23 protein-coding genes are annotated in these 26,998 nt (G+C 45.0%); 4 read left to right on the plus strand and 19 right to left on the minus strand.

What is annotated here, in order from left to right:
- Nucleotides 1-28: 28 nt before the first annotated feature.
- From ACIFSR_RS06475 to ACIFSR_RS06500, 6 genes are all read right to left on the minus strand, one after another.
- A complete protein-coding gene (locus tag ACIFSR_RS06475; RefSeq protein WP_430055914.1) occupies nucleotides 29-1,069 on the minus strand; it encodes a serine hydrolase domain-containing protein in 1,041 nt (346 codons plus the stop codon).
- Nucleotides 1,070-1,205: 136 nt separating this feature from the next.
- Entirely contained in the window at nucleotides 1,206-1,595 is a 390-nt protein-coding gene (locus tag ACIFSR_RS06480; protein ID WP_430055917.1) for a hypothetical protein, read from the minus strand.
- A gap of 194 nt (nucleotides 1,596-1,789) precedes the next feature.
- Nucleotides 1,790-2,443 (minus strand): polysaccharide deacetylase family protein, encoded by a 654-nt coding sequence (locus ACIFSR_RS06485; protein ID WP_430055919.1) that lies wholly within the window; start codon nucleotides 2,441-2,443, stop codon nucleotides 1,790-1,792.
- Nucleotides 2,444-2,643: 200 nt separating this feature from the next.
- A complete protein-coding gene (locus ACIFSR_RS06490) occupies nucleotides 2,644-2,823 on the minus strand; it encodes a hypothetical protein (protein ID WP_076268579.1) in 180 nt (59 codons plus the stop codon).
- A gap of 250 nt (nucleotides 2,824-3,073) precedes the next feature.
- Nucleotides 3,074-3,304, minus strand: a complete 231-nt coding sequence (locus ACIFSR_RS06495; RefSeq protein ID WP_053373130.1) for a hypothetical protein — start codon at nucleotides 3,302-3,304, stop codon at nucleotides 3,074-3,076.
- Nucleotides 3,305-3,449: 145 nt separating this feature from the next.
- Nucleotides 3,450-3,767, minus strand: a complete 318-nt coding sequence (locus ACIFSR_RS06500) for a thioredoxin family protein (RefSeq protein ID WP_083682069.1) — start codon at nucleotides 3,765-3,767, stop codon at nucleotides 3,450-3,452.
- Nucleotides 3,768-3,960: 193 nt separating this feature from the next.
- Here ACIFSR_RS06500 and ACIFSR_RS06505 point away from each other — a divergent pair, with 193 nt between their 5' ends.
- The 3 genes from ACIFSR_RS06505 to hflX all read left to right on the plus strand — a co-directional run bounded on the left by ACIFSR_RS06505 (nucleotide 3,961) and on the right by hflX (nucleotide 9,823).
- Nucleotides 3,961-5,172 (plus strand): SWIM zinc finger family protein, encoded by a 1,212-nt coding sequence (locus ACIFSR_RS06505; protein ID WP_430055923.1) that lies wholly within the window; start codon nucleotides 3,961-3,963, stop codon nucleotides 5,170-5,172.
- Entirely contained in the window at nucleotides 5,169-8,126 is a 2,958-nt protein-coding gene (locus tag ACIFSR_RS06510; RefSeq protein ID WP_430055926.1) for a DEAD/DEAH box helicase, read from the plus strand. The genes ACIFSR_RS06505 and ACIFSR_RS06510 overlap by 4 nt, the downstream gene beginning before the upstream one ends.
- A gap of 431 nt (nucleotides 8,127-8,557) precedes the next feature.
- On the plus strand, nucleotides 8,558-9,823 hold the full coding sequence (hflX, locus tag ACIFSR_RS06515; protein WP_430055929.1) for a GTPase HflX: 1,266 nt from the start codon (nucleotides 8,558-8,560) through the stop codon (nucleotides 9,821-9,823).
- 139 nt (nucleotides 9,824-9,962) lie between these two features.
- Here hflX and ACIFSR_RS06520 read toward each other — a convergent pair whose 3' ends face one another.
- From ACIFSR_RS06520 to ACIFSR_RS06530, 3 genes are all read right to left on the minus strand, one after another.
- Nucleotides 9,963-10,877, minus strand: coding sequence for a TIGR03943 family putative permease subunit (locus tag ACIFSR_RS06520; RefSeq protein ID WP_430055932.1), 915 nt, complete (start codon nucleotides 10,875-10,877; stop codon nucleotides 9,963-9,965).
- Entirely contained in the window at nucleotides 10,874-11,824 is a 951-nt protein-coding gene (locus tag ACIFSR_RS06525; protein ID WP_430055935.1) for a permease, read from the minus strand. Before ACIFSR_RS06525 ends, ACIFSR_RS06520 begins: the two co-directional genes overlap by 4 nt.
- 190 nt (nucleotides 11,825-12,014) lie before the next feature.
- A complete protein-coding gene (locus tag ACIFSR_RS06530) occupies nucleotides 12,015-12,935 on the minus strand; it encodes an aldo/keto reductase (protein WP_430055938.1) in 921 nt (306 codons plus the stop codon).
- Nucleotides 12,936-13,080: 145 nt separating this feature from the next.
- Between ACIFSR_RS06530 and udk the strand changes: the two genes are divergently transcribed.
- Complete coding sequence (udk, locus tag ACIFSR_RS06535; protein ID WP_430055941.1) at nucleotides 13,081-13,716, plus strand: uridine kinase; 636 nt, start codon at nucleotides 13,081-13,083, stop codon at nucleotides 13,714-13,716.
- Nucleotides 13,717-14,166: 450 nt separating this feature from the next.
- Here udk and ACIFSR_RS06540 read toward each other — a convergent pair whose 3' ends face one another.
- The 10 genes from ACIFSR_RS06540 to ACIFSR_RS06585 form a co-directional block, all read right to left on the minus strand.
- Nucleotides 14,167-15,318, minus strand: coding sequence for an MFS transporter (locus tag ACIFSR_RS06540; protein WP_430055944.1), 1,152 nt, complete (start codon nucleotides 15,316-15,318; stop codon nucleotides 14,167-14,169).
- Between the two features lie 18 nt (nucleotides 15,319-15,336).
- Complete coding sequence (locus tag ACIFSR_RS06545; protein WP_430055947.1) at nucleotides 15,337-16,434, minus strand: polysaccharide deacetylase family protein; 1,098 nt, start codon at nucleotides 16,432-16,434, stop codon at nucleotides 15,337-15,339.
- A 155-nt stretch (nucleotides 16,435-16,589) separates the two neighbouring features.
- Nucleotides 16,590-17,666, minus strand: a complete 1,077-nt coding sequence (locus ACIFSR_RS06550; protein ID WP_430055950.1) for a copper resistance D family protein — start codon at nucleotides 17,664-17,666, stop codon at nucleotides 16,590-16,592.
- 195 nt (nucleotides 17,667-17,861) lie between these two features.
- The gene (locus ACIFSR_RS06555; RefSeq protein ID WP_076268588.1) at nucleotides 17,862-18,707 is read right to left on the minus strand and encodes a carbohydrate ABC transporter permease; all 846 of its coding nucleotides are present in this window, start codon (nucleotides 18,705-18,707) and stop codon (nucleotides 17,862-17,864) included.
- A 13-nt stretch (nucleotides 18,708-18,720) separates the two neighbouring features.
- Complete coding sequence (locus tag ACIFSR_RS06560; RefSeq protein WP_054026051.1) at nucleotides 18,721-19,623, minus strand: carbohydrate ABC transporter permease; 903 nt, start codon at nucleotides 19,621-19,623, stop codon at nucleotides 18,721-18,723.
- An 87-nt stretch (nucleotides 19,624-19,710) separates the two neighbouring features.
- Nucleotides 19,711-21,078, minus strand: coding sequence for an ABC transporter substrate-binding protein (locus tag ACIFSR_RS06565; protein WP_083682071.1), 1,368 nt, complete (start codon nucleotides 21,076-21,078; stop codon nucleotides 19,711-19,713).
- Nucleotides 21,079-21,267: 189 nt separating this feature from the next.
- Nucleotides 21,268-22,551, minus strand: coding sequence for an extracellular solute-binding protein (locus tag ACIFSR_RS06570; RefSeq protein ID WP_430055955.1), 1,284 nt, complete (start codon nucleotides 22,549-22,551; stop codon nucleotides 21,268-21,270).
- A 29-nt stretch (nucleotides 22,552-22,580) separates the two neighbouring features.
- Nucleotides 22,581-23,567 carry a substrate-binding domain-containing protein gene (locus ACIFSR_RS06575; protein WP_430055957.1) on the minus strand — a complete coding sequence of 329 codons (987 nt, stop codon included), beginning with the start codon at nucleotides 23,565-23,567 and terminating at the stop codon, nucleotides 22,581-22,583.
- A gap of 15 nt (nucleotides 23,568-23,582) precedes the next feature.
- Complete coding sequence (locus ACIFSR_RS06580) at nucleotides 23,583-25,367, minus strand: cache domain-containing sensor histidine kinase (protein WP_430055960.1); 1,785 nt, start codon at nucleotides 25,365-25,367, stop codon at nucleotides 23,583-23,585.
- Between the two features lies 1 nt (nucleotide 25,368).
- On the minus strand, nucleotides 25,369-26,994 hold the full coding sequence (locus ACIFSR_RS06585; RefSeq protein WP_339206196.1) for a response regulator transcription factor: 1,626 nt from the start codon (nucleotides 26,992-26,994) through the stop codon (nucleotides 25,369-25,371).
- Nucleotides 26,995-26,998 lie beyond the last annotated feature (4 nt).

Genomic DNA, 26,998 nt, shown 5'->3' on the forward strand with positions numbered 1-26,998 from the left:
TTTGATATATGATTCTCGAAGAAGCAGCCTACACTATTGGCAGTTCATAATGCTTGCATAACTCCCGAATGACCTCACCGATCAACGACTCGTTTTGAGATTTGCCCGGCTCTGCATTCATCATCACTGCTATACCGCTTTCTTGGCGCGGGTATCCAACCAGCTTGCATTGAGAACCAACTCCCCAGCCTTGAGAAACGAAGCAGAGCTGTTCTCCAGCATCAGGAAGAAATACGCCTAAGCCTGCACCTTTATCGCTCGCATAACCCGTAAGCATTATTCTTGCCATCGCTGGCCGCAAAATACCATTAGGATCGCCATTCCAAGCTTTCACGATCTCGCATGCCAATACTAGCAATTCAGAAGGCGTTGTCCACAAGCCTGCTCCGGATAAATTGGGATAGTGCGCTCTCTTCCCCTCAACCACCTGTCCCCGTTTATCATGACCCATGGATGTGTTCAGTGACTCGTTTGCGATACCATCCCAGAAAATAGTTTGTTTTAAGCCAAGCGGCTTCATAACAAGCCGCTCCATAGCAGCCGAAAAGGCTTCTCCTGATACATCCTCAAGGATTTGCTCCAAAACAGAATAACCTGCATCCGAGTAAGAGAATCGACTCTCTGGCAGGTGAGCAACTTCAACTAGTTTGGAATGATATTTCGTTGCTCCTAAGAGAAGCTCTCTTGGCGTAGGGAAAGGGTCTTGCTTCTGATAAGGTTCATAGCTCCCCCGTGCATCCACAATTCCCGATTGATGTGCCAGTAAACTGCGCAGCGTTACTTTCCTTTGCTGAGTGAACTGGTTTTCGGGTACCTGCCAGGAAACTAAGTAACGATTAACATCCTCCTCCAAGCTAAGTACGCCCTCTTGGACTAAACGAAGCACACCAATAGCTGTTACCATCTTGCTGATGGAGCAAGCAGGAAACAAAGTTTCCTCTGTCACCTTCTGCTGCATGCTCGCTTCAAGTACGCCATAGCTTCCTTGCCACACCATTTGTCCATGCTGAAGAACGGCAATTCCTAATCCCGGAACACCATTCAACTTCATTTTTTCTTCTATTTCCAAACTTATCATTGCCTCTTGGCACATAAGATCAGCTCCGTCACCAAACAAATTAGAATAATTTTTACCTCATTATTCCATTTCACTCTGTATGACGGGAAAAAGCAACAGCCAGTTGCAACATTTTTATGGCAGCCTATTATTTCTTCGATATCCGTCTAAAGAAATAAACACCCTCAACAATCAGCCCTGCCATAAAACCTCCTGCTACTGCTTCTAAAAATACGAGGAAACTAATCAGGTCCTCCCATCCAGTCAAACCTTTGGAATACATAGCCATCAGTATAAGACCAATTAGCATCCCAAGATTGGAGAACAACCATAGCTTTCTCGCTCCAAGCCAGCCGATAAATCCAAATAAAAAAGATAATATGGCTGCGAGCAGCATAAATCGGAAAGCGTGCATGCCTGTGAAAGGCTGGCCCAATATAACAAAACGAATCAACCATAATAACAGGCTAACAAGCAAGGAGGATGCTCCAGCTAGTAGCCACCACCTGCCGCTTCTGTTAGCGGGAATCCAGTGCATCAACCATCGCCCCCTCTTGTATAAATGTTCTTTTTTACTTAAACGCATGAAGCGCTTACTTTGTTTCGTTCATTCTTGTTTGTTCAGCATGTATTCAGCAATAACTGCTTGCAGCAAAAAAAAGGAGTACCGTTCGCCGCTGCTATGAAACCATAGAGACGAGCTGTACTCCTTTTTGATCATGCGATTGCTTGCTAAATGGATGCGGTTTGAAGAGTCGTTTCCTTAGGGAGCTGAAAAACTACATTTTTTGCAAGCAGCTTTTCCATTAATGCTTGAAAAGGAGTAACCGAGATCCAGTCGTGAATCATTATAATTTGTCTGCTTGTTGCTTGTAAATCATGATGTTGGTCCATAACGTCCGCCGGCTCAAAATCGAACGTATCCCAAGTACAATCCACATGCAATCCGGTTTTTGGGCTGCCATTCTCGAAGAATGGCTGCTGATAGCCCAGCTCATCCAGTACACGTTGAATACCTTCGAAATGGTCATCATTCATTTCATCTAACAAATGCTGCATAAATGGAAAACGAAACAGCTTAGAAGGCCTTATCGTTTCTGCTTTATCGTACAGCTCATCTATAATACGGTCGGTTCGCTCGATCTGCCTTTTTACGTCTTGTAATCCGATAACAGAGAAATCTGCATGATCATAACCGCGATTCCCAATGATATGGCCTGCTTTAATCGCAGCTATCGCTTCCTCAGAACAGCTTTCCAATGCTTCGCCCATACAAAACCAAATCGCCCGAATCTCTTTTGCGTTTAGAAAATTGACCTTTTGCATAAAATCTTCAGCAGGACCTTCATCTATCGTGAGGCACACCGCTTTTTCAACCGCCAACATAGCAAGAAACCCCCGTTTAATTATTGCTGCCAACCTTTATCATCTATGTAGTATACCATAAGCATTCCTGTTCATTTACTCATCATTCCTAAAAGAATATCATTTATAGCTATATGAAAAAATTACTCACAGCAAACCGAATGTCAGAATGACACCCGGCTTTTTTTGCAAGTAATGTAATTTCAATAATTACCGATCAACTAAGAATGTTTTCTAGCTGAATTCAATTCATTGGCATTTTGATGCCATTCCTTGAGCATGCTTTGGTAAAAATGACTTTCCTGCGTGCTGAGTCCCTGCTTGTTGTCTTTAATAATTAAATTGCCGATATTCCGCTTCAAAATGATGCTCCGACGTCCTAACATGTCCATATAAGTCAAGTAAAATCACCCTCCAGATAATGTTTTCCAATCGGTCGCTTTAAGTATAACGAATACGACTCCTATTGAAAAACAGCAACCAGTGGCGTTATTTCTAATAATGCTGACTAAGGCGGAGTGAGCGGAAACGAGCAGCCGTCATTCGAAAACATCCTGCCATATCCTCCATATAACGTCCACACCTCCTCAGATGGGGTGTAATCACAACAAAAAACCACAGCCCATATTTGGCTGTGGTTTATCGCAATTATTAGGCTTTACCTAGGATCTCATCTATTTCGCTTTTCAGTAATAGATATCTGTGGACGCTGCGATTAATCGCAACCTTAGTGAGGTTATGCTTAAGCACATAAACCTTCATCTGGTCCTTAGTCAGGCCTAACAGGTCACCGGCCTCGGTAACGGTTAATACAACCTGCTTGCTAGTTGCGTTAAATGTTTTTTTTACTTTTTGATCCCAGTCTTCAAATACTACCTGCATATTTCCGACTCCTTTATCATAGTCAATGGTCTTTATTGACTGCACCTCTCAATTATAACACGAACAGCACTATAATCTTCACCTGATAAAAATTTTATAGTAAATAAAAATAAATTTCGGCCGTTCTACGGAGAAATCATCCCCGTTAATCCATGTTCTTCATAAGCTTATACAAATAATCAACTGAACGCATCGCATATTCAAACTGATAAGGCTCTCCGTTCTTCAATAAAACAAGGCAAGGCACACTCGTAATTTTCCAAGCATTTCGCAGCTGGGGGGCGTAATTTATATTTATTTTATACAAGGTCGTTGGAACCTCAGCCGCTTCCACAATTTCCAGCATTCGCTCGGCGACCTTACAGGTTCCGCAAAACGGTGATGAAAACAGCAGCGCATCCTTACCATTCCCTATCCGATTAAGCTTTAGCCAGTCTTCTTCTTGGATTTCTTGAATTGCCATCTGTCATCTTTCCTTTCTGCCGATAAAGACAGTCGTTCATTTGTTGCCGTATTTATATTGTAAAATGTTTTGGTGCTTTAGGAAAGACAAACTGAAGCGTACATGCATTTTATACTCCAAGCCATAAGCGAAATAAATGGTATAATTAGCTGATTCGTAAAATGATTTTATTCGTTAGGGAGACCACTTCGTCATGAAACCAATTGAACAAATGAACGTCGCAGAGTGGCACGCACTGTTTAAATCTCGTACCGAGTCTCTGTCTGACCTTACTCGAAATGCCGCATATGTACGCAGTGCAATTACAGCTATTAATCAGATAAAGCCTAAGCTTTCTTCTGCACAAAATAATCTATTCGAGCTGCATGCTCATCTTCATATTCTGATGCTGCTGCTTAATCTTATTCCCGATCAAAAGGGACATTCCGGCTCCTTTATCGGCTTCCATACACATGCTGCTATTTCTGATGTACAGCTTGCTATTGCTGAGCTCATGCAAAAAAAATCCGATCCTACCGATGGGCCCGACTATAGGCAGTGCCTAGAAGAAACATTAACCTTCTTGCGCAGGCTCATGCTGGCGGAATCAGGATCAAAGACGTATTTCTCCGATCCTTATTTTTGGTTATGGCAATACTGGATTATCCCTAACCAGAACGATATGAGCCTATGTCTAGAAGAGCTGCAGCAATTGAATGCCGCACCATCAAAGCCCGGCTCAGCGCTCTCCCGCTACCCTTTGCTGCTTGCCGAGGTGTGGATGAACTTCTTCTTACAACGCGACGAAGAGGCGTGGAGCAAACTAAATGAAATAAGCAGCGGTAACGAGCTTCGTCCAGGTGACTTATTTCATGTCTTAACCACGATGTCTGAAAAAGAGCAGTGGCAGCGGTTATCGAATTGGTTAGTGGAAACGAAGCCGTATGTAGAGAAAAGCCGAATTAACGCCTTGGAAATCTTTTATAGCTACTGGGACGGGGTAATTGAACATATTCCAGATGCGGAGCAGCTGATGTGGGCGCCTCTCATTCAATCGCTTCCCTATGCTAGTTCTATTTACGAAGGAAAACTGCTCCGTCATGCCAAATGGCAGCAATGGATCGATTATCAGCTCAGCACGGGAACCGAGCCGCTTGACTATCGCGTTGGGGTGTTCGCCCCTATTGAGAAACATGCGCCGGAGCTGCTGCTGCCCTTTTATCATCAGGCTGTAGAAAGATATGTGCTGCTCAAAAATAGACCTGGCTACAAAACTGCTGTGAAGCTGCTCAAACGGCTGGCTAAGCTGTACAAGAAAAGGAAAGACGAGGAGCGCTGGGAAACGTTTATTGCAGCGTTCGCTTCTAGCCATAGCCGCCTTCGTGCGCTTCAGGAAGAGCTTCGGAGGGGAAAACTTATACCATGAGCAAGTTTACAAAAACAATTACGGTATACGCTAGTTTAACGACACATGGCGATGCTCTCCTATACGGAATGAGCGGCATGAGCGACTTCCTGCCCGGCGTCAGCTTGAAGCACAGCTTGTTCGCCTGGCATACGCCTTCCTTTTACGGCACAGAACTCGAAGTACAGCAGGTTGAAGGACTAGAGCTTGTATTGCTTCCAGCCGAGCAGGTTATTCCTTTTTTTGCGGAAAACACGGTGCTTGAGCACGTGGAATGGATATGGGAAGAGCAAGCTGGAATGCTTGTTGCGCTCGCCCCCTTGTTAGCAGCTGAAATAACTGCACATCGCTTTATACCAAGCTTCTCAGCCTTCCGTACAGGAAAGCTCCAATGGAGCTGGGATAGTGCTGCAATAAACGAACAAATTCAGAGCATGATCAGAAAAACTCAAACAGACGATAGCTTTAAGACGGGATTGCTTGCTGCTTTTTCTGCTGCTGTATTTGACGCTTATTATGGCACAGAAACGACTGCTGCTGATTTGCGCAGGGAATACCCGCTCCTCTTTGCCAAGGATGGCATAACCGCCGGACTGGATGCTCAGGCATGGCTGATCGCCATTGGCTGGAAAGCCGATCAAGCTCCATTTCGGCCAATGCTTCAGCTTATCGAGCCCGTTGATGTGGATGACCCGTGGCAGCTTAAGCTTATTTTGCAGGACAAGCTCGATCAAGCGGTTATTGTACCTGTTAAATTGTCTGCTACAGGCGAAGCTTACGGCTCATGGCCTGCTTCTTGGTCTCCCTCTATTCGTGAGCGTTCCTCAGGCTGGTTGGAGCGTCTGCGTGCTTGCCTGCCGACAAACCTGCTTGCGGGCAAGCGTGACGATATTTTAAACGTCCCCTTGAAAAATGATGCCGCGTGGCGGTTCCTTGCCGTAGATAGCCCCCGTTTATTAGACGCGGGCTGGCAGGTACTGCTTCCCGCTTGGTGGGAGACCGCCAGCCGTAAGAAACCACGCCTTCGCGCTAAGATCAGCACAAGTAAACGAGAAGAGGGCTCCGGTGAATCTTTATTTGGACTGGATACACTAATCGAATTCGATTGGCGCATTGCCATTGGAGACACCGACCTGACTGAATCCGAGTTTAATGAGCTTGTTGCCCGGAATGAGCGGCTCGTTCGCTTCCGAGGACAGTGGGTATCGCTTGATCCCGCCTTGCTCGCGCAAATTCGCAAAGCGATGTCGGGCATTGACCGCGCCGAAGGTTTATCGTTTCAAGATGTTCTTCAGCTGCATCTTTTGGGAAGCGGCAACGAGCAAGGGGATGATCAGCCTGAGCAAGAAAACGAAGCAGAGCAAGAGCATCGTATTCAGCTGGAAGTTGAGCTGAACGAGCATTTGATGACGCTGGTCAGCCAGCTAAATCAACGAACCGAATGGCCTATGCTTGCTGTCCCTGCCGGGCTGCGTGCCGAGCTTCGACCTTATCAGCAGGAAGGTTACGCTTGGTTGTCCTTCTTACGTCGATTCGGACTTGGCGCATGCTTGGCCGACGACATGGGTCTTGGCAAAACGGTTCAGCTTATCGCCTATTTGCTCAATCTCAAGGAGAGCGCAGCAGAGTCGGAGCAACACATGCCATCGCTCATCATCTGCCCAACCTCTGTACTGGGCAATTGGCAGAAGGAGATTAGCCGCTTTGCACCATCGCTGCGCGTCATGCTTCATTACGGAAGCAAACGCCTCGTAGGAGAACATTTCCTTGAGGAGATTCGAAGCGCCGATGTCATACTAACTTCATTCGCAACCGCTACTCTTGATCAGGACATGCTGAAGGACATTACTTTTACAGCGATTTGCTTGGATGAAGCACAAAATATAAAGAACGCTCAAACGAAACAATCCGCAGCCGTTCGCAGCTTTACTGCGAAGCATCGTATCGCTTTGACGGGCACGCCGATCGAGAATCGTTTATCGGAGCTGTGGTCCATCTATGATTTCATGAATCCGGGGTTTCTGGGGAGTGCACATGGTTTCCAGCAGCGCTTCAGCAATCCTATTGAAAAGGAACGCAATGTTCAGCGCACCGCAGATTTGCAGAAGCTCGTTAAGCCATTCATGCTGCGGCGCAAGAAGAAGGACCCCGCGATCCAGCTTGATTTGCCGGACAAAAATGAAATGAAAACGTATATCCATCTCACAGCCGAGCAAGGCGCGCTTTATAATCAAACCGTTAATCAGCTTATGGATCGCATGCAAAAGCTTGAAGGCATCGAACGTAAAGGCGCCATTTTATCGTCCATTATGCAGCTGAAGCAGCTCTGCGATCATCCGATGCTGCTAACGAAAGAACCTTTGGTGGACAGCTCTGCGCCCGCTGGCGAGCAAATGGATACAGAGCGGATTATAAGCCGATCGGCTAAGCTTGAGCGGCTGCTCGCCATGGTGAGAGAACTGCGAGATGAAGGCGAACGCTGCCTTATTTTCACGCAATACCTCGGTATGGGGGAAATGCTTCAAAGCGTGCTGCAGCAGGAGCTGCAGGAGCCGATATTATATTTGAATGGCAGCACCTCCAAGCTGGCGCGTGACCGCATGATTGAGCGGTTCCAGTCGCAACAATTGCCGCCGGAAGAGCAGCCTAATGTGTTCATTCTGTCGATTAAGGCTGGCGGAGTTGGGCTAAACCTGACCGCTGCTAACCATGTATTCCATTTCGACCGTTGGTGGAATCCTGCTGTTGAGAATCAAGCAACCGATCGGGCGTACCGTATGGGGCAAACGCGCGACGTTCAGGTTCATAAATTTATCTCGCTTGGCACGCTAGAGGAACGCATCGATGAGATGCTCGAAAATAAGCAGCAGCTCAGTGAAAATGTCATCTCCAGCTCTGAGGGCTGGATCACGGAGCTATCAACCGATGAGCTGAAGGAGCTCTTCACTTTGCGTCAGGATTGGAGCGATTCATAAGGGACTCTTTTCCTTTTGACTTGCCGTGAAATAGCCCTTTGTGCTACACTGATGCTAATTTAAATGAACGGAGGGTTACGTGTGATAGACTATATCCGAGTTAGGTCTTTGCGCAGCTGCTAATTGAATAGCGCCAAAGCTCTGCCTGTGTGCAGGGGACTCAGGATAGGTCTGCCCATTTTGAAGGTAACCCATATAAACAGAATACGTCGACTATTGTAGGGAGCATCCCGACTCGCGTATTTGCCTTTAGAGCGGAATTTCCATACGTTTATTTCAGCGTATATGGAAGACCATCAATCCATATTGATAAGGGATATTGGATTCCTTATGGATATTTTTACTGATACCCTCTTACCAATAACGGTGAACACAGGCAGAGCTGCCTGTGTTTTTTATTTTTTAAATAACCGTTAAAAGGATGATGAATAATGGAACAACCAAAACAAAAGGCGATTATCGTCGGAGTTCAGCTTCAAAATCAAACCGACTTTGAATACTCCATGGAGGAGCTTCGCAATCTAGCTTCCGCTTGTTATATCGAGGTCGTTGATGAGCTAAGCCAAAAGGCAGCACGCATTAACCCGTCTCACTACATTGGGACTGGAAAGATCCAAGAGCTGCTGGCCCTGCTCGAAGCGCATGACGCGCATGTCGTTATTTTCAATGATGAGCTCTCCCACTCTCAAATTCGTAATTTGGAAGCCGCTTTGGAGCGGACGGTCATTGACCGAACGATTCTCATTCTGGATATTTTTGCGGAGCGCGCCAAAACAAGAGAAGCCCAGCTGCAAGTCGAAGTTGCTCGGCTTCAATATATGCTTCCTAGGCTTGTCGGACTTCGCGCATCCTTGGGGCGGCAAGGCGGCGGAGCTGGTCTCAAGAACAGAGGCGCCGGTGAAACGAAGCTTGAGCTGGATCGCAGACGTATCGAAGAGCGGATCACTGCTTTGCAAGCCGAGCTTGAGAAGCTGGTAGCCCGGCGTCAAATTCAGCGGAAGCAGCGGCAGAAGAACGAGGTGCCTGTCGTCTGTCTCGTCGGTTATACGAATACGGGGAAATCCAGCTTGATGAATGCTTTGCTTGAGAAATACAATCCAGAGACAACCAAGCAGGTATTTGCCAAGGATATGCTTTTTGCAACGCTGGAGACCTCGGTTCGCAGTATTGATTTGCCTGACAACAAATCATTTTTGCTCACAGATACGGTCGGCTTCGTAAGCCAGCTTCCCCATCACCTGGTGAAGGCCTTCCGCTCAACTTTAGAGGAAGTAACTGAAGCTGATTTGCTCGTACATGTCGTCGACTACGCCCATGACGATTATGAGCAGCTTGTTGCGGTTACGAATGAGACGTTAAAGGAGCTGGGAGCTTACAATCTCCCAACGATTTATGCATACAATAAATGTGATATGACGGAGCATCCATATCCGGAAGTACGTGATAACAACGTCTACCTATCCGCCAAAAAGAATATTGGATTAAATGAGCTTATTCAGCTTATTCGCGATCATGTCTTCGACGACTATATGGAATGCGAGCTGTTGATTCCGTTCAACCAAGGGCGCTTGGTTGCTTACTTTAACGAGCATGCGCATGTGCATGCAACGGACTACGAAGCAGAAGGCACACGGATGAAACTGGAATGCCGGGTATCCGATTTTGAAAGGTACCGTAATGAAGTAACAGTGCTTTAAGCTATAATAGTTGTTTAAAAGGTTAATTAAAAACCTTTTGAGCTAATACTGAAAAAGTCGTCGTTTTGTCGCTAAATGCAACAAGACAACGACTTTTTTAATGCTCTTCTGAACGTATCGGCTTCTTACTGCTTCCCCGTTAAGTGGAACGATAGACATATGGATCTTTGGGAGTCTCGATTGGATTCCAGTCGGTCACCTTTAGAACAGGAATCGTTTGCTTAAAGGGCTGATAAAGCTCCCACGTCAGTTTACCGTTTACATGCACCCAATCATCATCTTTAATTTGCGTGTTTTTCGGAAATTCGACAAGCATGCCAAAAACGCCTGAATCCGCCACACAATGAATGAAGCCAAACCGGAAAACAAAATAATGGTTGCCGTCCACCTGTTGTCCTTTGTAGGCGAACCCATCGAACCCGATTGATTTGCCCATAAATGCCTCTGGGGTATTGTAGATGACTTCCATGCCTTTCAAATAATCTGCGTCCGTCAAAATGACTTCATCCTGATTTATAAATTGCTCTAGTTCTTTATTTTTGACATTAACATAATCGTCCTTGGCGTAAAAAACGCTAGAATCCGGCTTCAGGAACTGGTGGGCGCCAGGATTGTTTTGGATGTTTTCGTCAAAGCTCGGGAAGGAAAAGCCTTTTGCCTTTACGAAGCTTGAATCAAGCGCATAAGCAGGCAGGAACAGCCCTGTAAATATTGGCACAAATAAAATGAAGTAGCTGATAAATCGTTTTAGCCTCGTATCGTTGCCATGGGTGTGGCCATGATCATGATGATGAGTGTGATCATCATGTGCTTCATGACGGCATTCCAACTCTTCTGCATGTCCCCCTGCGGCAAGCGCCGCCTCCTTTTTTTCCTCGGCAATCTGCTGGCGTGAGACGCGAACAAATTCAAAGATGCTTAACAGACCCATAATAACGACGGCACTGATGGATAGGTAAGCATATTTCATATTGATATATTTATTAATATCTCCCGTATAATGCAGCATAAAAAACATAAAAGAAAATCCGAACAATATAACGAAACGAATCACCCGAAAAACCTCCCTACAAGCAACGATCCTACCAGCGTAAACAACGTTACAAGTGTAATTAAAACGACGACAAATCTACTGCGGTATGTTCCGAGAAGCATGAGCGTGTTTTTAATATCGATCATCGGTCCAAAAACAAGAAAAGCCGATAGTGAGCCTACCGTAAATGTACTTCTGAAGGAAGCTGCGATGAAGGCATCCGCCTCCGAACAAAGTGAAATAAGGAAAGCTAGAGCAATCATCACTAATGAAGAAGTGACCGGATTGCTGCCTAAATGAAGTAAATAAGAGGTCGGTACAAATGTCTGCATGCATGCAGCGATAAATGCACCAAGCACTAAATATTTGCCGACGGAGAAAAACTCTTCAATCGCGTGCACGACCACCTCATAAAGTTTCTTACCGGATGAAACGCGGGAAGCAGCAGGTATTTCCAAGCCAGGCTCCATGGCCGCGGCAGCTTGTTCGTCTTGAATGCGGAACGGAAGCTGCTTGAACATAAACGACAGGATAATCGATACAGAGAACGCTACCGCGATAGCAAGCCCAGCCCGAACACCAACCATCTCCCAGTCATTACCAAAAGCGATATAGGTGGAGAATAAAACAATGGGATTAATAATTGGTCCAGTAAGCATAAATGCAATTCCGGCATGCAGCGGCATGCCCTTGTTTATTAACCTTCGAGTAATGGGGACAATCCCGCATTCACAGGAAGGAAAAAAGATACCTATTCCGCAACCAAATACGGTAGCCAGATAACGGTTGCGCGGCATGATGCGTGTGAGCCATCCATCCTTCACAAAAGTTTGAATCAATCCGGATATAAGAACACCGACTAAGACAAACGGAATAGCTTCCATCACCATGCTAATAAAAATCGTATTTAATTGATATAAGGTCGTCAAGCTTGCTCCTCCTGCGCTTACTTCATTTTCCAAATGCATCTAGTAATTTCCTCTTGCCTCTGTATATGGTTGTAAACCACTCGCAACCTGTATGTCAAGCCTGCCGAAATCAGTTATTGAATTGACATAAAAAAGACTGATGATCACTCACCAGCCGACTTAACTATTCTATAATCTTTTATCACTGCGATCCCTTATGAGACAGCACCTGCTCGTAAATATTGACAGACTAATTGCTGCGATCCTGCGGGTGAGGCTCGACTGCAAGCATTGCCGCCTTTGCGTTCGCTTCAACCTGAGCCGGGTCCTTGCAGCCCGGAATGACAGCCGTTACGGCAGGGTGCTTCAAGCACCAAGCAAGCGCCCAGCTCGCCATATCGACACCTTGCGGCACCTCTTCACGCTGAATGTTTTCTACTTCCAGCAGCTTAAGCCGCGTGTTCTCTTTATCATGCCTGTGGCGTACATCGGTATCACCGAACACGGCCCCCGGCTTATATTTGCCGCTCAAATAGCCGCTCGCTAGCGGAACACGGGCAAGCACGCCCAAATCCTGCTGCTCGCATGCTGGAAATACTCTCTCCTCCGGCTGACGGTCAAGTCGATTATATACGACCTGAATGACGCGAGAGTTCACCTTTGTTGATGCTTCTGTCTGATGCAGATTGTCATTGCTGCCGATAGACGTCCCAAGAAAACGGATTTTACCGGCTGCAATTTGCTTATCCAGAGTGGTCCACAGCACATCATTATCAAATGCTTGGTCTGGTCCTGAGTGGAACTGGTACAGGTCAATATAGTCCGTCTTTAGCGCCTTCAGTGAAGCATCAAGCTGAGCTACAACACCTTCGGCGTCAAATACGTCGGTACGCGTGAAGCGCTCGTGGAAATGATGGCCAAACTTTGTTGCTATAATCCAATCCTCGCGGTTGCGGCGGCTGATATAATCTCCAATGAGTGACTCTGAGAGGTGATCACCGTAACATTCTGCGGTATCAATCAGATTGATGCCAAGCTCACGCCCTTTATCGAGAATCAAATCGACTTCGTTCTGCGAATACTCCTGGCCCCATTCTCCTCCAAACTGCCAGGTTCCGATGCCGATTACCGACACATTTAGTTCTGTGCTTCCGAGTCTTCTATACTTCAAGATCAACACTCCTTCTAAATGATGTAGCCTGTCCTTTTCATTTTAACATTTTAAACCATGAGTAAGAAATAGCATGCTCCCGTATTCTGTGCTACAATACTGAAATTGCTATGGCAATTTTATTAGGGAGGTTTACTGAATCACCATGCTTATTATTGGTATCGCTGGCGGCACCGGCTCGGGAAAAACTACGGTTGCACGCTCTGTCATTGAACGTCTTGGATCAGAAAAAGTAACTTTCATATCTCAGGATAACTACTATAAAACCTATTCGCATCTCAGCATGGCTGAACGTGAATTGATCAATTATGATCACCCTCTCTCTTTTGATATCGAGCTGCTCGCTCAAGATCTGCTGCTTCTAAAAGAAGGGAAAACCGTTTACGCGCCAGTCTATGACTTTGTCGCTTATGCTCCATCCACAACAGAAACGGTAGAGCTTAAGCCGAACAATATCGTAATATTGGAAGGACTTCATGTGCTCGCGGAAGAGAGCATTCGGAAGCTGCTCGACATCAAAGTATTCGTCGATACGGATCCCGATGTACGTATTCTCCGTCGTGTGCTTCGGGATATTGAGGAGCGCGGCCGGACGATCCAGTCCGTTCATGACCAGTACTTGAAGACGGTCAAGCCGATGCACGAGGCTTTTATCGAGCCATCCAAAAAATATGCCGATCTAATCATTCCCGAAGGCGGACACAATGAGGTCGGTATCCAGTTGCTGTCCATACTGACTGAAAAATATATGACAGATCACGAGCCGCCGATTCTCGGTTAATTGCGCTCTAAACATAGGAAAAGGGCAGTCCCTCCGGTCATTTCAGACCATGAGGGACTGCCCCTTTTTTAGCAAATGTAAGTTTAAAGTGCCATTCGGCAGCTTCTCAGCAACAATAAGACTACTTTCTAGATCTATTTCAGCAAAATGAGCTCATCCGATGATAATAAGACTATTTTCTAGTTCTATTTTCACCTGAACCACGCATACTGCGCCATCCGGTCACTTCTCGGCAAAAATAAGACTACTTTCTAGTTCTATTTCAGCAAAATGAGCTAATTGGAAGATAATAAGACTAGTTTCTAGTTCTATTTTCATCTGAACCACGCATACTGCGCCATCCGGTCGCTTCACAGCAACAATAAGACTACTTTCTAGATCTATTTCAGCAAAATGAGCTCATCCGATGATAATAAGACTACTTTCTATATCTATTTTTTTGAGCAGCCATTAAACAATAGAATTTGTTTGGCTTCTGCGCTCATGATGCTTGTTTGCGAAAAACAGCACCGAAGCCGTCAGACACAAACAGAACAGAATCAAATAAAGGAATGGCGCGCCAAAGTAATCGACCACCGCGCCGCCCATCGCATTGCCGACAATGCCGCCAAGTCCCCAGGTTACAGCCGCATATACCGTTTGCAAAGTCGCTTTCGTGCCCTCAGTCGCATAGCTCTGTACGATTTCAACAGCTGTGCCCGCGACAAAAGCGAACGCGATCCCATTTAACAGTTGAACCGCCAGCGTCAATGAAACGTTGTCGAAGAAAAACATCGCGAAATATTGGATGCCATAGATCAAAGCCGCGACGCACAGCAGCTGGTATCTGCCTATTCGCTTGCTTAGCTTCGTCGCCACCCAGAACATCGGCACCTCAATAATAGCGGCTATCGCAAATGCACTGCCGATCCAGCTCTTATCAAAGCCCATTTCCTTAAAGTATAACGGCAAAAAATTCATATTAATCGATGCAGACATCATCATCAGCATGCTAGTAGCGACAAAGATCATAAACGGCTTATTGCGAATAACCTCGCCCATTTGGCCGAATAACGTCACATTTCTACGAGTAACCTTCGTTGCTGGAAGCAGCATGAGCGCCAAGCAGACGGTTATACTCACAATAAGATAATAAATAAAGATATCGTTGTAGCCGTATTTTTCGTATAAAATGCCTGTAGCAAAGGTACCTATCGCATAACTTAAAGCTCCCCATAATCTGACGCTGCCAAAGGAAAAACCTTTTTTGCTGGCAATTTCTACAGACATCGCGTCGCCTATCGGTCCGCCAGAGGATTGAAACCATGCAAAGAAAATAGACAAGAAGAGAATTCCCGCAAGTCCCTCCATAAGCTGAAATCCAAGCCCGAGGATCGGAGCAATGATGACGCAGATCATGATAATTTTGCGCGGATTGTTGATTCGGTCATTAATCATGCCCATCACGGGCTGGGCAATGACGCTGACCAGAGCCCATAAAGACAGGATGAGACCAACCGTTGTATGGCTAAAGCCGCGATCGCTGAAATATAGACTGGTGTAAGGCATAACGACAGAAATGGCTAGATACCATAAAAAATAATAGGTTGCTAATGACTTCACCGGGTACGTACCTTCTCTCTACAGCTCTTCCTTAATCTCCGATTGCCAGCCGAGCTGCCTGCACATCTCATGCATATTGCGAATATCCCGTCTTGCTTCAATGCGGGTTAACCCTAATTCCATTGCATGCTTAGCAGCCCACCGAAGCAAATATACGAGCGTATCCGCTTGCGCTTCCTTAGCCGCAAAGTCGAGTAGTACAAGCGTATCTTCTACGACACCAGCGCGTACGAAACCCCAATAGGAGCCTTCAAACTGCCATATGTGGAACAGCTCACGATTCTCTATAACGCCGAATTCATGAATTGGATTCTCCAAATGCTCAAGCCATTCCTGCTCGGAATTGAATTGAAGCGTATATTGTGGAACGTTCCATGCTATGGTCTGAGCAGCTAGCGCAGACAGCTCCTCTTTATTTGCCAAGGGAGCCCAGCCCTCCGAAGGATAATCCAGCTCAGACGGAACCTCAACCGTTATTTTCCAAGGCTTGTAGCCTACTTCTAACCCTGCTGACTCCAGCATTTCGGGAATACCAACGCATCGTAAACCTCTTTGCTTAGCGGTTTGGATAAGTGCTCTTAAAGCCTCCGGGGTGCCTGTTGCAATATCATTGCTATGCATGACGACAATCGTCCCTTTATCTAGAACGGGTTCGACCTTTGCAATTATATCTTCCGAAGATACGCCCCTCCAATCTCCTGAATCAACGCCTTCAATGTCCCGGTAGCCGCCCCATTCATCCAGCCAATCCAAGTTTTCCTCGCGGAAAGAACAATAAGGAAAACGCATAAAAGTTGGGCAAGCAAGGCCTGTCGCATCCTGATAAGCCAGCTCGGTCAGCTTAAGCTGCTCCAAAAATACAGCCTTAGGCACCTCTGCCATTCGGCGATGATGGTACGTATGCGGAGCAAGCACATGACCGCGTGAAAGTATTTCTCTAGCTTTATCTGGATATCTATCTATCCACTCGCCCGTAAAAAAGAAGGTGCCAATCGCTTCTTCTTCCTCTAGAACAGAAAGCCAAAGTTCAAGTGATAGATGTGAAGGCCCGTCATCAAACGTAAATGCACATATCGGCTGGTCGTTATTTCCCTTCCAAAACGCTTCAATTGTCATAAGGCAACCCCTATTCTCTCGTTAGTTTCCTGTATTATAGTTGAGAATAAAAAAATGTTCCAATACTCTCCTCTCCTTATCTAATACAATCCTACTGTCTTACAAAAAAAACTCGTCCTGCTTAAAAAGCAAAAACGAGTTTCCTTCTATCTGCACTATTGAACAGATAAGAGTATGCCAAAAAACGGGAATAAGACAGCTATGCAGGCAAACGCAGCAAACATGCTGCGTTTCTCTTTTTTATAGCTGGGAAATAATAAGGCCAGTGCTGCAATTCCAATAACAATCATACTGATATATACCAAACTCCAGTTCCACTGCAGTGACAAGTCTTGCAAATCGCCATGCAAAAAAGTAAATAACGGAGATGGAGAAGGCTGCTCGAACTCCCCTTCATGAGGCGGCTCCTGTACACCCATGTAGGCGGTTGTGATGAGAATGACAAGTGCAATAAACGTTTCCGCTCGAAGCCACCATTGCAATCTACTTTTATGTCGACCATGATCTGTAATCTTTGATAGAAACCCATTCATAAAACCTAGAAGAACAAGCGGCAAGAAAACAAGATGCTTAAGTAGAAGCGCTTGTCCATAATTGATTCCCCATGAGTTGATATAACCATCGACCAGGAGAAACATCATCATTATACCAGCCGCTACAATTAGAACGATGCTGCTGATCGACATTGGCGTAAACCATCGTACAAACGCCTTCCAGTTCCATTCCCCATTTGTAAACCAAGCAACAATAAGAAGCGTGCCGAGCCAAAGAGAAACTGCAGCGACATGAACGGATTGTGAAAGCACGCCCCAGAAAGGCGAGAAGCCTGCCGGATGGCTGGCCCAGCCATGAGCTAGAATACTGGCACACCATAAGGTTGCTAGAACCCATTTGGTCATTTTACCCTGCAAGCCTTTAAACTGTGTGATCATGTACATCACGGTACATATAATGAGATTCCAAACCCAAGCATTGCCGTACGAATAATCTTTTACAACAATTAATAAAACTTGAATGAAGGGCATGTCCTGCGCAAAATCGCGTAAAACGAGCGCTGATCGAAGAATCGACATAAATGAAAAAAGCGGGATTGCCAATAAAGCATATTGAAATAAATCAGTGATATTCTTTAATTGTGGTTTGGACTTCTCTGGAATGAATTGAAGCAATAGATAACCACCGGTCAAAGCAAAGGACAAATAAAGCAGCGTTTCAAACAAATAAATGTACAATATGATCAACTCCAAGCACAGGGTTCAACTCAAAAGTCATCATATCATAAATAAAAACAAATGAATGCATGCTCATATGATATTTGTTTGAAAAATAGGAATGCCCGCACTCGAGTACGTATTCCCTAAACGAACAGCTCCTTCCTCGGAAGAGAAAAGAGCTGCCAGCTGCTATTGGATTATTCAAATATTAGCTTATTTAACCGCACCAGCTGTAATCCCGCTTGCGATTTGCCTTTGAAAAATAATATAAATAATTAGAACGGGAATAATGGTGATCAACAGCGCTGCGAACAACGGACCCCACTCTGTACGATACTGCATCTCGGCTTGCATAACGCCAATTTCCACCGGCAGCGTATACTGGGTCGGATCATTAATAAGTATCGTACCCACGATATATTCGTTCCAGATGTTCAAGATATTGACGATGCCAACCGTGATCAAGCCTGGCTGCGCCAGCGGAAGCATAACTCGGAAAAATGTCCCGTAATAAGAAGCGCCATCCACGATCGCTGCTTCCTCGAGCTCCTTCGGCAGTGATTTAAAAAAACCGACGAGCACAAAGATGCCGAAGGCCAGCAAGCTGGACGTATAAACAAATATCAATCCGAGCTTCGTATTAATTAGGCCGAGTGAATTCATTAAGAAAAACAACGGAATGAGTGCTAGTACAAACGGTACCATCATTGAGGAAATATAAAGCAGAAACAACGCATTGCTTCCTCTAAATTTATATCTCGCCAGCACATACGCTGTCGTTGCGGATAGCAGCAGCGCCAATATCGTCGATCCCGTCGTAATGACAAGGGAATTCACGAAATAAGTATCAAAGTGGTATTTGCTCCACACATACGAGAAGTTGGACCAAATAAGCGGAATCTCCGGCAAAGCCCACGGTGCATTTAAGAAAAATTGTTCATTATTTTTTAGAGAATCAAGCAAGGTCCAAATGAGCGGGTACAACACCGATATGCCCCATAGGATCAAAATGGCATAGATGATTAGTTTGGCGATCGGATTTTTAATCTGTATATTCATCTCTTTATCCCCCTTAGCTCATCTCAACGGGATCATGACGCATAAGCCGTTGAAGTACGATTGTCGTAATTAAGGACAGGACCAGGATGATAAACCCTATCGAAGCACCATACCCAAAGTGGAATTGCCGGAATGCCATTTGATACAAGTAGGAGCCCATAACCTGTGTACTGTTATCCGGTCCGCCTTCTGTCATAATCCATACGATTACGAAGGAACCGTTAAGCGTAGTCATCATGATGTTAAGAATGGACACTTTCATCTGCTCCCAAACGAGCGGAAGCGTGATGCTCCAAAACTGTTTCCATTCCCCTGCGCCCTCAATGCTTGCCGCTTCAAAATAGGAAGCAGGAATGCTTTGAATAGCTGCAATGAGAAGAATCATATAAAAGCCGATACCCGCCCAAATAGCCGGAGGCAGAAGCATCCAAATCGTATGATCTGAAAAACCTAGCCACGTTATCGATACTTTTTCACTCGTGAATAATGACAAAAATGCATTCAAGAAGCCAATTTGCGGATTATATATGAAATTCCACAATACGCCAATAACAACGACGGAAATTACATTCGGAATGAAGAAAATCGACCGAAAAAATCCAGCCAGCTTAAAGCCAAACCTAGTGAGTGCTACTGCAAAAAACGTCGCGAGAAGCATAATTCCGATTACTTTGCCAGCAACAAGAAAATAGTCGTTGCCGATCGCTCTCCACACAATGGGATCATGGAACATCTCTTTGAAATTATCAAAACCAACAAACGTTTTTGTCTCCGACATGCCGGACCAGTCAAAAAATGAATAATACAAGCTTTGCACTACCGGATAGATTGTAAATACGCCGAAAAATAAAAGAGTTGGGATGATGAATGATGCGATAAATATATTTCTCTGCCATTTTACTGTCCCTGAGTTCATACCTTCCATCCCTCCGAGTAAATTCACAGAAAGTGATCGAGGCGTTGTGCCTCGATCAATCTCTGCCGTCAATCTTTTGAAGGCTTATTATTTGCTAACCTTTTTCACCACGTCAGTTACCCGCTTAACCCACTCTTCAGGCGTAATTTTGCTAATCGTCAGTGCATCTGTTGCATCCATCATCGCTTTATCAACGTCTGCGTTGTAAGTGATTGTTGGGATAACAACCGTGTTAGGATCTGTCAAATATTTAGCAGCATCTTTAACATGGCTTGGCGCATTGGAGCTGCTGATGTCGCCTTTAATGTTGGAAGGAGCGCCGCTTAGCTCAGCCCATTGTGAAGCTTGATCTTTCGAGAAAATGAATTGCAAGAACGCTTTAGCTGCTTCTTTGTTTTTCGCTTTTTTCGCAATGGCAACAGTAGCTGTGGATGTATTCGCAACCACTTTACCGCCTGCTTCTTGCGTAATGGAAGGAATGAAACCAAAGTCAAAGCCAGCAGGAACGTCTTTAGCCATTTCATTAGGCAGCCAAAGGCCATTCACAATGAAAGCATCTTTATTTTGCAGGAACAGCATTTGTGAATCAGTGTGATTGATTTGGATGGAAGCTTTGTCGATGTAATCCTTATCGCGCATTTCTACGATTTTGTTCAATGCAGCTAGAACAGCAGGGCTTTCAAAAGCTTCTACTTTGTTAGCAGCCATATCTTGAAGAATAGAGAAATCATTGTTGTTTGCTGATACGATAGCCGGATACAGGAACGAGCCATTGATATAGTACGGGTATTTACCTGTGTGAATGAACGGCGTAATGCCGTCTGCTTTGATTTTTTCGCTTACAGCAAGGAACGATGGGAAGTCAGTTGGCTCAGCCCAGCCTTTTTCCTTGAAGAGCGCTTTGTTCCAGAAAACACCCCATGAGTTCAATACGAGTGGAATGTTGTATACTTTACCGTCAAATTGTTGAGCAGGTTGAGCTAAAATGTCGCTGATTAGATCACCGTCAACGTTTTTGGCATCTTTCAGCCAATCCGTCAAATCTTCCAACTGGCCGTCTTCAACCATTTGGCGATCGTTCAATACCGGACCATCGATGTATACGAAATCTGGCGGGTTGCCGCCGATCCAGCGCGGTCTATTTTGATCGTTAATTTTAGGTCCTGCGGATTCTTTAATGTTAAGCTCCGGATTTGCAGCTTGGAAATCAGCAATAACTTTTTTCCACCATTTATCGCCATACCCGCCCACAAAATATTGAATTTCGAAATCGCCTGTTAGCTTAACCGTCGTGTCGGTAGCAGCAGGTGCGTCCGTCGCTTCAGCAGCCGGCTCCTTTGTAGGTGCATTAGTAGCTGCTCCACCATTATTGCTATTCGAGCCACATCCAACTAACGATACGGCAGCCAAAATAACGGCGATACCAAGCGCTGCAATCTTTTTCTTCATAATCATTAAAGCAAACCCTCCCAAAAATGATGTTTTTTACACTGTACTTAGGGGCTCATCTTGCTGCTCCATCGTGTAATTTCATCATAAATTGGGAGGGCTATAATCTCTATTGAATATCTTCCATATATTCTTTATTATCTTCTCTTCCGTGCATATAAAGCTATTTTTCGAGTAATTTCGCTAAGATAGCGCTTATTTTTGCTGATTGCTCTTGTTTTCTGCAAAAGACTGCAATTCATCTAATGCCGCTTTTGGCGTCATTTGCTCATATAGAACAGCTTCACCGAGCTTACGGGTATAATCAAGCACCGCTTGCCAAGCAGGCTCCTTCGCCGGATAAAACCTCGCTTTGCTTAACGCTTCCAAATCGCTTTTAATCACTTCGCTCTTCTCCGACAGCTTGGCGCCCACCGTCGTTGTAACGGGAAGAAACCCTTCGCGTTTAATCATTTCTTCATAAGCTCGGTCTTCATAGAGGAAGTCAAGAAACTTGGACAACGCTTCTTTGTTGGTATGATCAGTTTTGAAGGAAACGAGCAGATCATGTACACCAAACGTAATTGGCGATGTACCATCCTTTACTGGAATCGGACCCTTTCCCCATTCCAGCTCCGGAAACTCTTTGGGGACGACTGCCGAGAAATAATTGCCGGATATCATCATAGCAAGATTGCCTCCGCCCATAATTCGCTGCTTCTCGTCGCGAGTCGTTATGTTTGGCTCTGGCTCAGTCAAGCCTTTATCAAACAGCTCTTTAAAAAAAGATAATCCTTCCACATTGGTCGGTGAATTAATGGCCCATTTCCCATTCTTAATCCAATCTCCGCCCGAGCCAAAAAATATATAAGACAAAGTCGCCTGAGTCTCATTGTCCGACAGGTCAATTCCGAAGCCGTCTGCTGCGCCAAGCGCTTTAATTTTCATTGCGGCCTGCTCCAGCTCCGACCATGTTGTCGGAGGGGCGGCAATGCCCGCTTTGCGGAACAGCTCCTTGTTGTAGTATAAATTCCGTGTAGTGGCTACGTATGGAATTGCGTATTGCACCCCATCTATCTGATCCATATCTACTAAGTTCGGATACAGCCGATTCGCTAGTTCAGGCGATATAATATCGTCCATATTATTCAACAAGCCATCCTTGGCGTAATGGGCATACACATTCGTATTCAGAAGATCGGGAGGCTGGTTTTTGCTAATCATTGTCGTATAGATTCCATCGAGTATATCCCAGTTGGCTACTTGCAGCTCTACATCAATGAGAGGGTTTTTCCTCTCAAACTCTTTTACCAGCTTCTCAAGCAGCGGCTTCGTTTCCGTACTGTATTCAGAGGCGACAAACCGAATCAACGCCCGCTCCTCCTTCGGAGTTGCAACTGGCTCTGGGTTCTCGTTCATGCACGATGAGGAAACTACTGTAATTAACAAAAGGCTGATAGCAACCATAAGAGGCTTAGTTCCATAGCGTTTTCGCTGCATAGGGTTATATTATCCTTCCAAATAGGAATCTACTTACTCGTTATAAATGGGAATAGCAGCTTCTGATTTTCCGTTGTATACATATTTTCTTTCGTGATGACATTGGATTCGATATAGGTGATAGGCTCGGTTTTTTCTCCATCAATTAGCTTTAGCGCCGCTTTTACACCAAGATAACCCATATTAAATGGCTTTTGTACAATAGAAGCTGTCATAATGCCCGACTCCAGCAATTGAACCTCATCACTGGTGCTATCAAATCCAATAAGATTAATAGCACCTGCCTTGTTATACTCCTTCAGCAGCCTTGCAACCCCCTGTGACGCGGATTGATTGAGTGTAATAAATGTATTAATGCTGGAATCACTTCGAAGCAGCCGCTTGGCAATTTCATAGGCTTGATCCTCGGAATCATCTGCATAATAGGTTTCCATTGCACTCGCTTTGTAGCCCTTCAATGCAAGGCGCATTCCCTCCAGCCTCTCTTGCGAAATAATCGAGCTCGCGTAATCACTAATAACGGCAATATTCGGATCACCGTCCGTTTCCTGAATGGAGGTTTGTCCTGCTAGTTGCCCTGCTTCTTTATGGTTGCTTGAAACAACAATAGGAGAAGGGTTCATACTCGGAGAATGATTAATAATGACCAGCTTGATGCCTGCAGCGCGCGCCTTGGCAAGAATAGCTGGCATTCGATTATCCATTACCATATCAATGACAATCGCCTGCGGCTTCCGCGCGATCACATCCTCCAAGATTTGAACCTGGGCATTGGAATCGCCTTCAACAAGCGGACCTTCTACACTCAGGTTTAGCCCCGTTTCCTTAGCTGCTGCTTCCGCACCCTGATTGACTGCCTGCCAGAAATCAAGTCGAATATTTAAGGATTTCAAAATGACCGTCACATTTTTCTCTTCATGGTTAACACCAAAAAGCAGATTAAAGTTGAATACAAAATAGATGGCAATCATCGCAATTGCCACGACTAGCAGCAGCGTAAATCGATGCTTTCGCATTATTTTGCTTCCCCCTTAATCGAGCTTCGGTATTACGATCGTAATACAGGTGCCCTCTTCAATTTCGCTGCGAATTTGAATGCCATACTCATGCCCAAAATAAAGCTTGATTCGCTCGTTTACATTGCGTATCCCGATGCCCTGGTTGGCGTTATCCTCCAAATTGCTGTAGAGAAGCTTCCCTAGCTGTTCCGCTGACATCCCTTGGCCGTTATCCTCTACCTCAAAAATAATTTGATCGCCTGCCTGCCTTCCGCGTATCGTAATTAATCCATCATCCATGCCATACATGTTCCGGATGCCATGATAGATCGCATTTTCTACAAAAGGCTGTAGCAATATTTTTAACGTTTTATAATCAAGAATCGATTCATCCATATCAATGACATAATTAAGCTCATCGTTGTAGCGCATTTTCTGTATAAGCAAGTAGTTCGTAATATGCTCAATTTCCACTCGAATCGGAACCAGCTCTTTTTCCTTCGTAATGCTGGCGCGGAACAGCTTAGCTAAAGCGGATGTCATCAGAACGACCTCCTCATGCTGCTTCTGCTCGGCCATCCACACAATTGAATCGAGAGTGTTGTATAGAAAATGAGGATTGATTTGCGATTGAAGCAGCAACAGCTCGCTCTTTCGCTTATTTTCCTGATTTAAAATCGTTTCCTCCATTAGAAACTTGGTTCGGCTGACCATTAAGTTAAAAGATCGACCCAGCTGTCCAATTTCATTCATTTGGCCAATTTCCGTCTGAATATTGAAGTTGCCCTTCTCTACTTGCTTCATGTCGGATTGCAATACTTTAATAGGCTTGGATAAGCGATGTGACAATCCTATAGAAATCAACAGCGTAATGGCTAAGCCGCATAAGGAATAAAAAATAATGGAATTACGCAGACCCTCTTTGTTTGCAATTAAATCATCTGAATAAGCAACCCCGGCAATTCTCCAACCAAAGTTTGTGTCCTGCACGGAGTAAATGCGTTTTTCTCCACCCTCGTTCACGACGAAGGATTGACCACTTGGAGCCTGCAAAACTTCTGCAATACGCTCTGTACGCAGTTTGCTATCGATGAGCTGCTGCTGCGGATGATAGACGATATGACCTTCGTTATCCACGATGAAGAGATAACCTTTTTTGCCGAGGTTAATATTTTCGCAAATGTCATTAATAACACTTAAGTTTAGATCAACGAGGAGTACGCCATCCGCCTTAATCCCATCTGTGCTCTTAAGCTCTCGACTGAGAGAGACAACCCAGCGGTATTCGTTTTCAATTAAGCTTTGTACATGAGGAGCTGAAACGACGGACCTGCCGCCTGCCGCTTTTGCCAGCTGATACCACTCTTGATCCTCTGTCTTCGTATTTGGATTTAAGGTAGTAATTCGGCGGTCAGAAACAAATCGTCCATTGTATCCAAACACCATAATGGATGCAATGTCCTTGCGCGTATACAAGATCGCCTGGAACAAGTCGGAAATTTGCTTCTCGTACGTGCGGCGGTTCTCTGCGCTGATGAAGTTATTGTCTGATATGTAATACTTGACATCTTTATTCGTTAAGGCGAGCAGTGAAATGTTTTCCATATTGTCGACATACGACTGAATATTTAGGTTGACCTGCTTAATAATTTCCTCAATGTAGCCTTTCGAATTCCGCTCAACCGCCGCTACGGAAACTTGATAGCTTACTAGACTTGTTAATACAATAGCAGCCAAAATCAGCATAGAAAAAGCTAAAGATATATTGGATTGAATGCTTTTTAGCGGAAACAAAGGAAAGAACCGATCTTTGAGCATGTTAGGCTCCGCTCCCCTTTATTTGTTTCTCTCTGTAATCCTTTGGCGTTATACCTGTGTGCTTCTTAAATAAAATGCTAAAATAATTCGGGTCCTTGTAGCCCACCTGCTCCGCAATTTCATACAGCTTCATCGCCGAATTGTGAAGCAGTTCCTTCGCCTTGGCCACCCTTACACCGGTCAAATACTCAATAAACGTCTCTCCTGTATGCTGTTTGAACACGAGACTGAAGTAGCTTGAGCTCATGAGCACATGACGGCATAAGTCCTGCAACGACATCTTTTCATTCGCGTAATTTGTATCGATATACTCCACCGCGCGATGAATTTGCATGTTGGTCAAATAATTACGGTTATCCGCTATAGTAGAAATAACGGAGCTTACCATGTCCTTTAGCCAAATCTCAACCTCATCAAGCGTCTTGAATTTGAACACATTCATCAGCTTCATTTGCTGCTCGAACGGTGATTCCTGCTCTCGAACGGCTAGCTCCTGTACAGAGTTCATCAGCGAGAGAACAACCTTTTGCATTTGCAGCATACAAGCTTCCACTGGAACAAGAGATGTTTTCAGCTCCGCTACCCCTTGTTCAATCAATTGGTAGGCTTCTTGAATGGCCCCTGTCTTAACAGCAGCAGCCAGCTTGCGGTCGAGGTCATGACTCAGCGGCATGTATCCGGAAGGTTTTCCTTCTATATCAATAATGCTTAGCACTCTATTCTTACCTAGCAGAAAACGATAGTCCAGCACCGACAACGCACTCTTGTAAGATAACGGCAGCTGTTCAGCAAGCGTACATGTTCGTCCGATTCCTATCGTCACTGTAAACTTCAAATATTTCTCAATATGATAGCGGACCTCCTCAGCAAGCGAAAATCCTTGTTCATACAGGAGGCTTTCACTGTCATGTCCAAAAATGATGGCAACCATTCGCTCCTCACGGGTTCGGAAGGTCAGCACATGCTCTCGGTCCAGCGTTTCATTAAAAATATCATAAGCAGCGAATCGCAAAAATTCGACATCATGCTCATAGGAGGACAATTCTCGGTCGCCAAAATCGTCGATATCTACGACCATGACCAAATATAGCGGTGATATCGGCGGCAGATTGAAATAAGCAAAACGTTCTGCGATTTCCCCTTTTCCTAAACCAACCGCAACTAAACGCTCTAGAAATCGCTCTTTAAGCAGCGGAAGACTGTGCTCCAGCTGGTTGTTTAGCCTGCCCAGATCTTCACGACGCTGCTTCTCTTCATCCATCTCTGCTTTAATTCGATCCAGGAGCTGGCGTATCTCTTGCGCTGTAATCGGTTTCAGAATGAAATCAGAAATTTTAAGCCGAATCGCCTGCTGCGCATACTCAAATTCGTCATAGCCTGTTAATATAATCATTTTTATATACGGGAATTGAGCGGAAATTAAGCCAGCAAGCTCTAATCCGTCCATAAACGGCATACTGATGTCTGAAATAACGAGCTCCGGCCTATCCAATTCTACGGCATCCCACGCTTCTCGACCGTTAGCGTAATCACCAATCAATTCGAAGCCATGCTCATTCCAATTGATTGTATTTTTTAATCCGATTCGGACAACCGCTTCATCATCGACAATAATTACTTTATACATCGAA

The organism is Paenibacillus sp. NRS-1760 (assembly GCF_050467785.1).
GTDB lineage: Bacteria > Bacillota > Bacilli > Paenibacillales > Paenibacillaceae > Pristimantibacillus.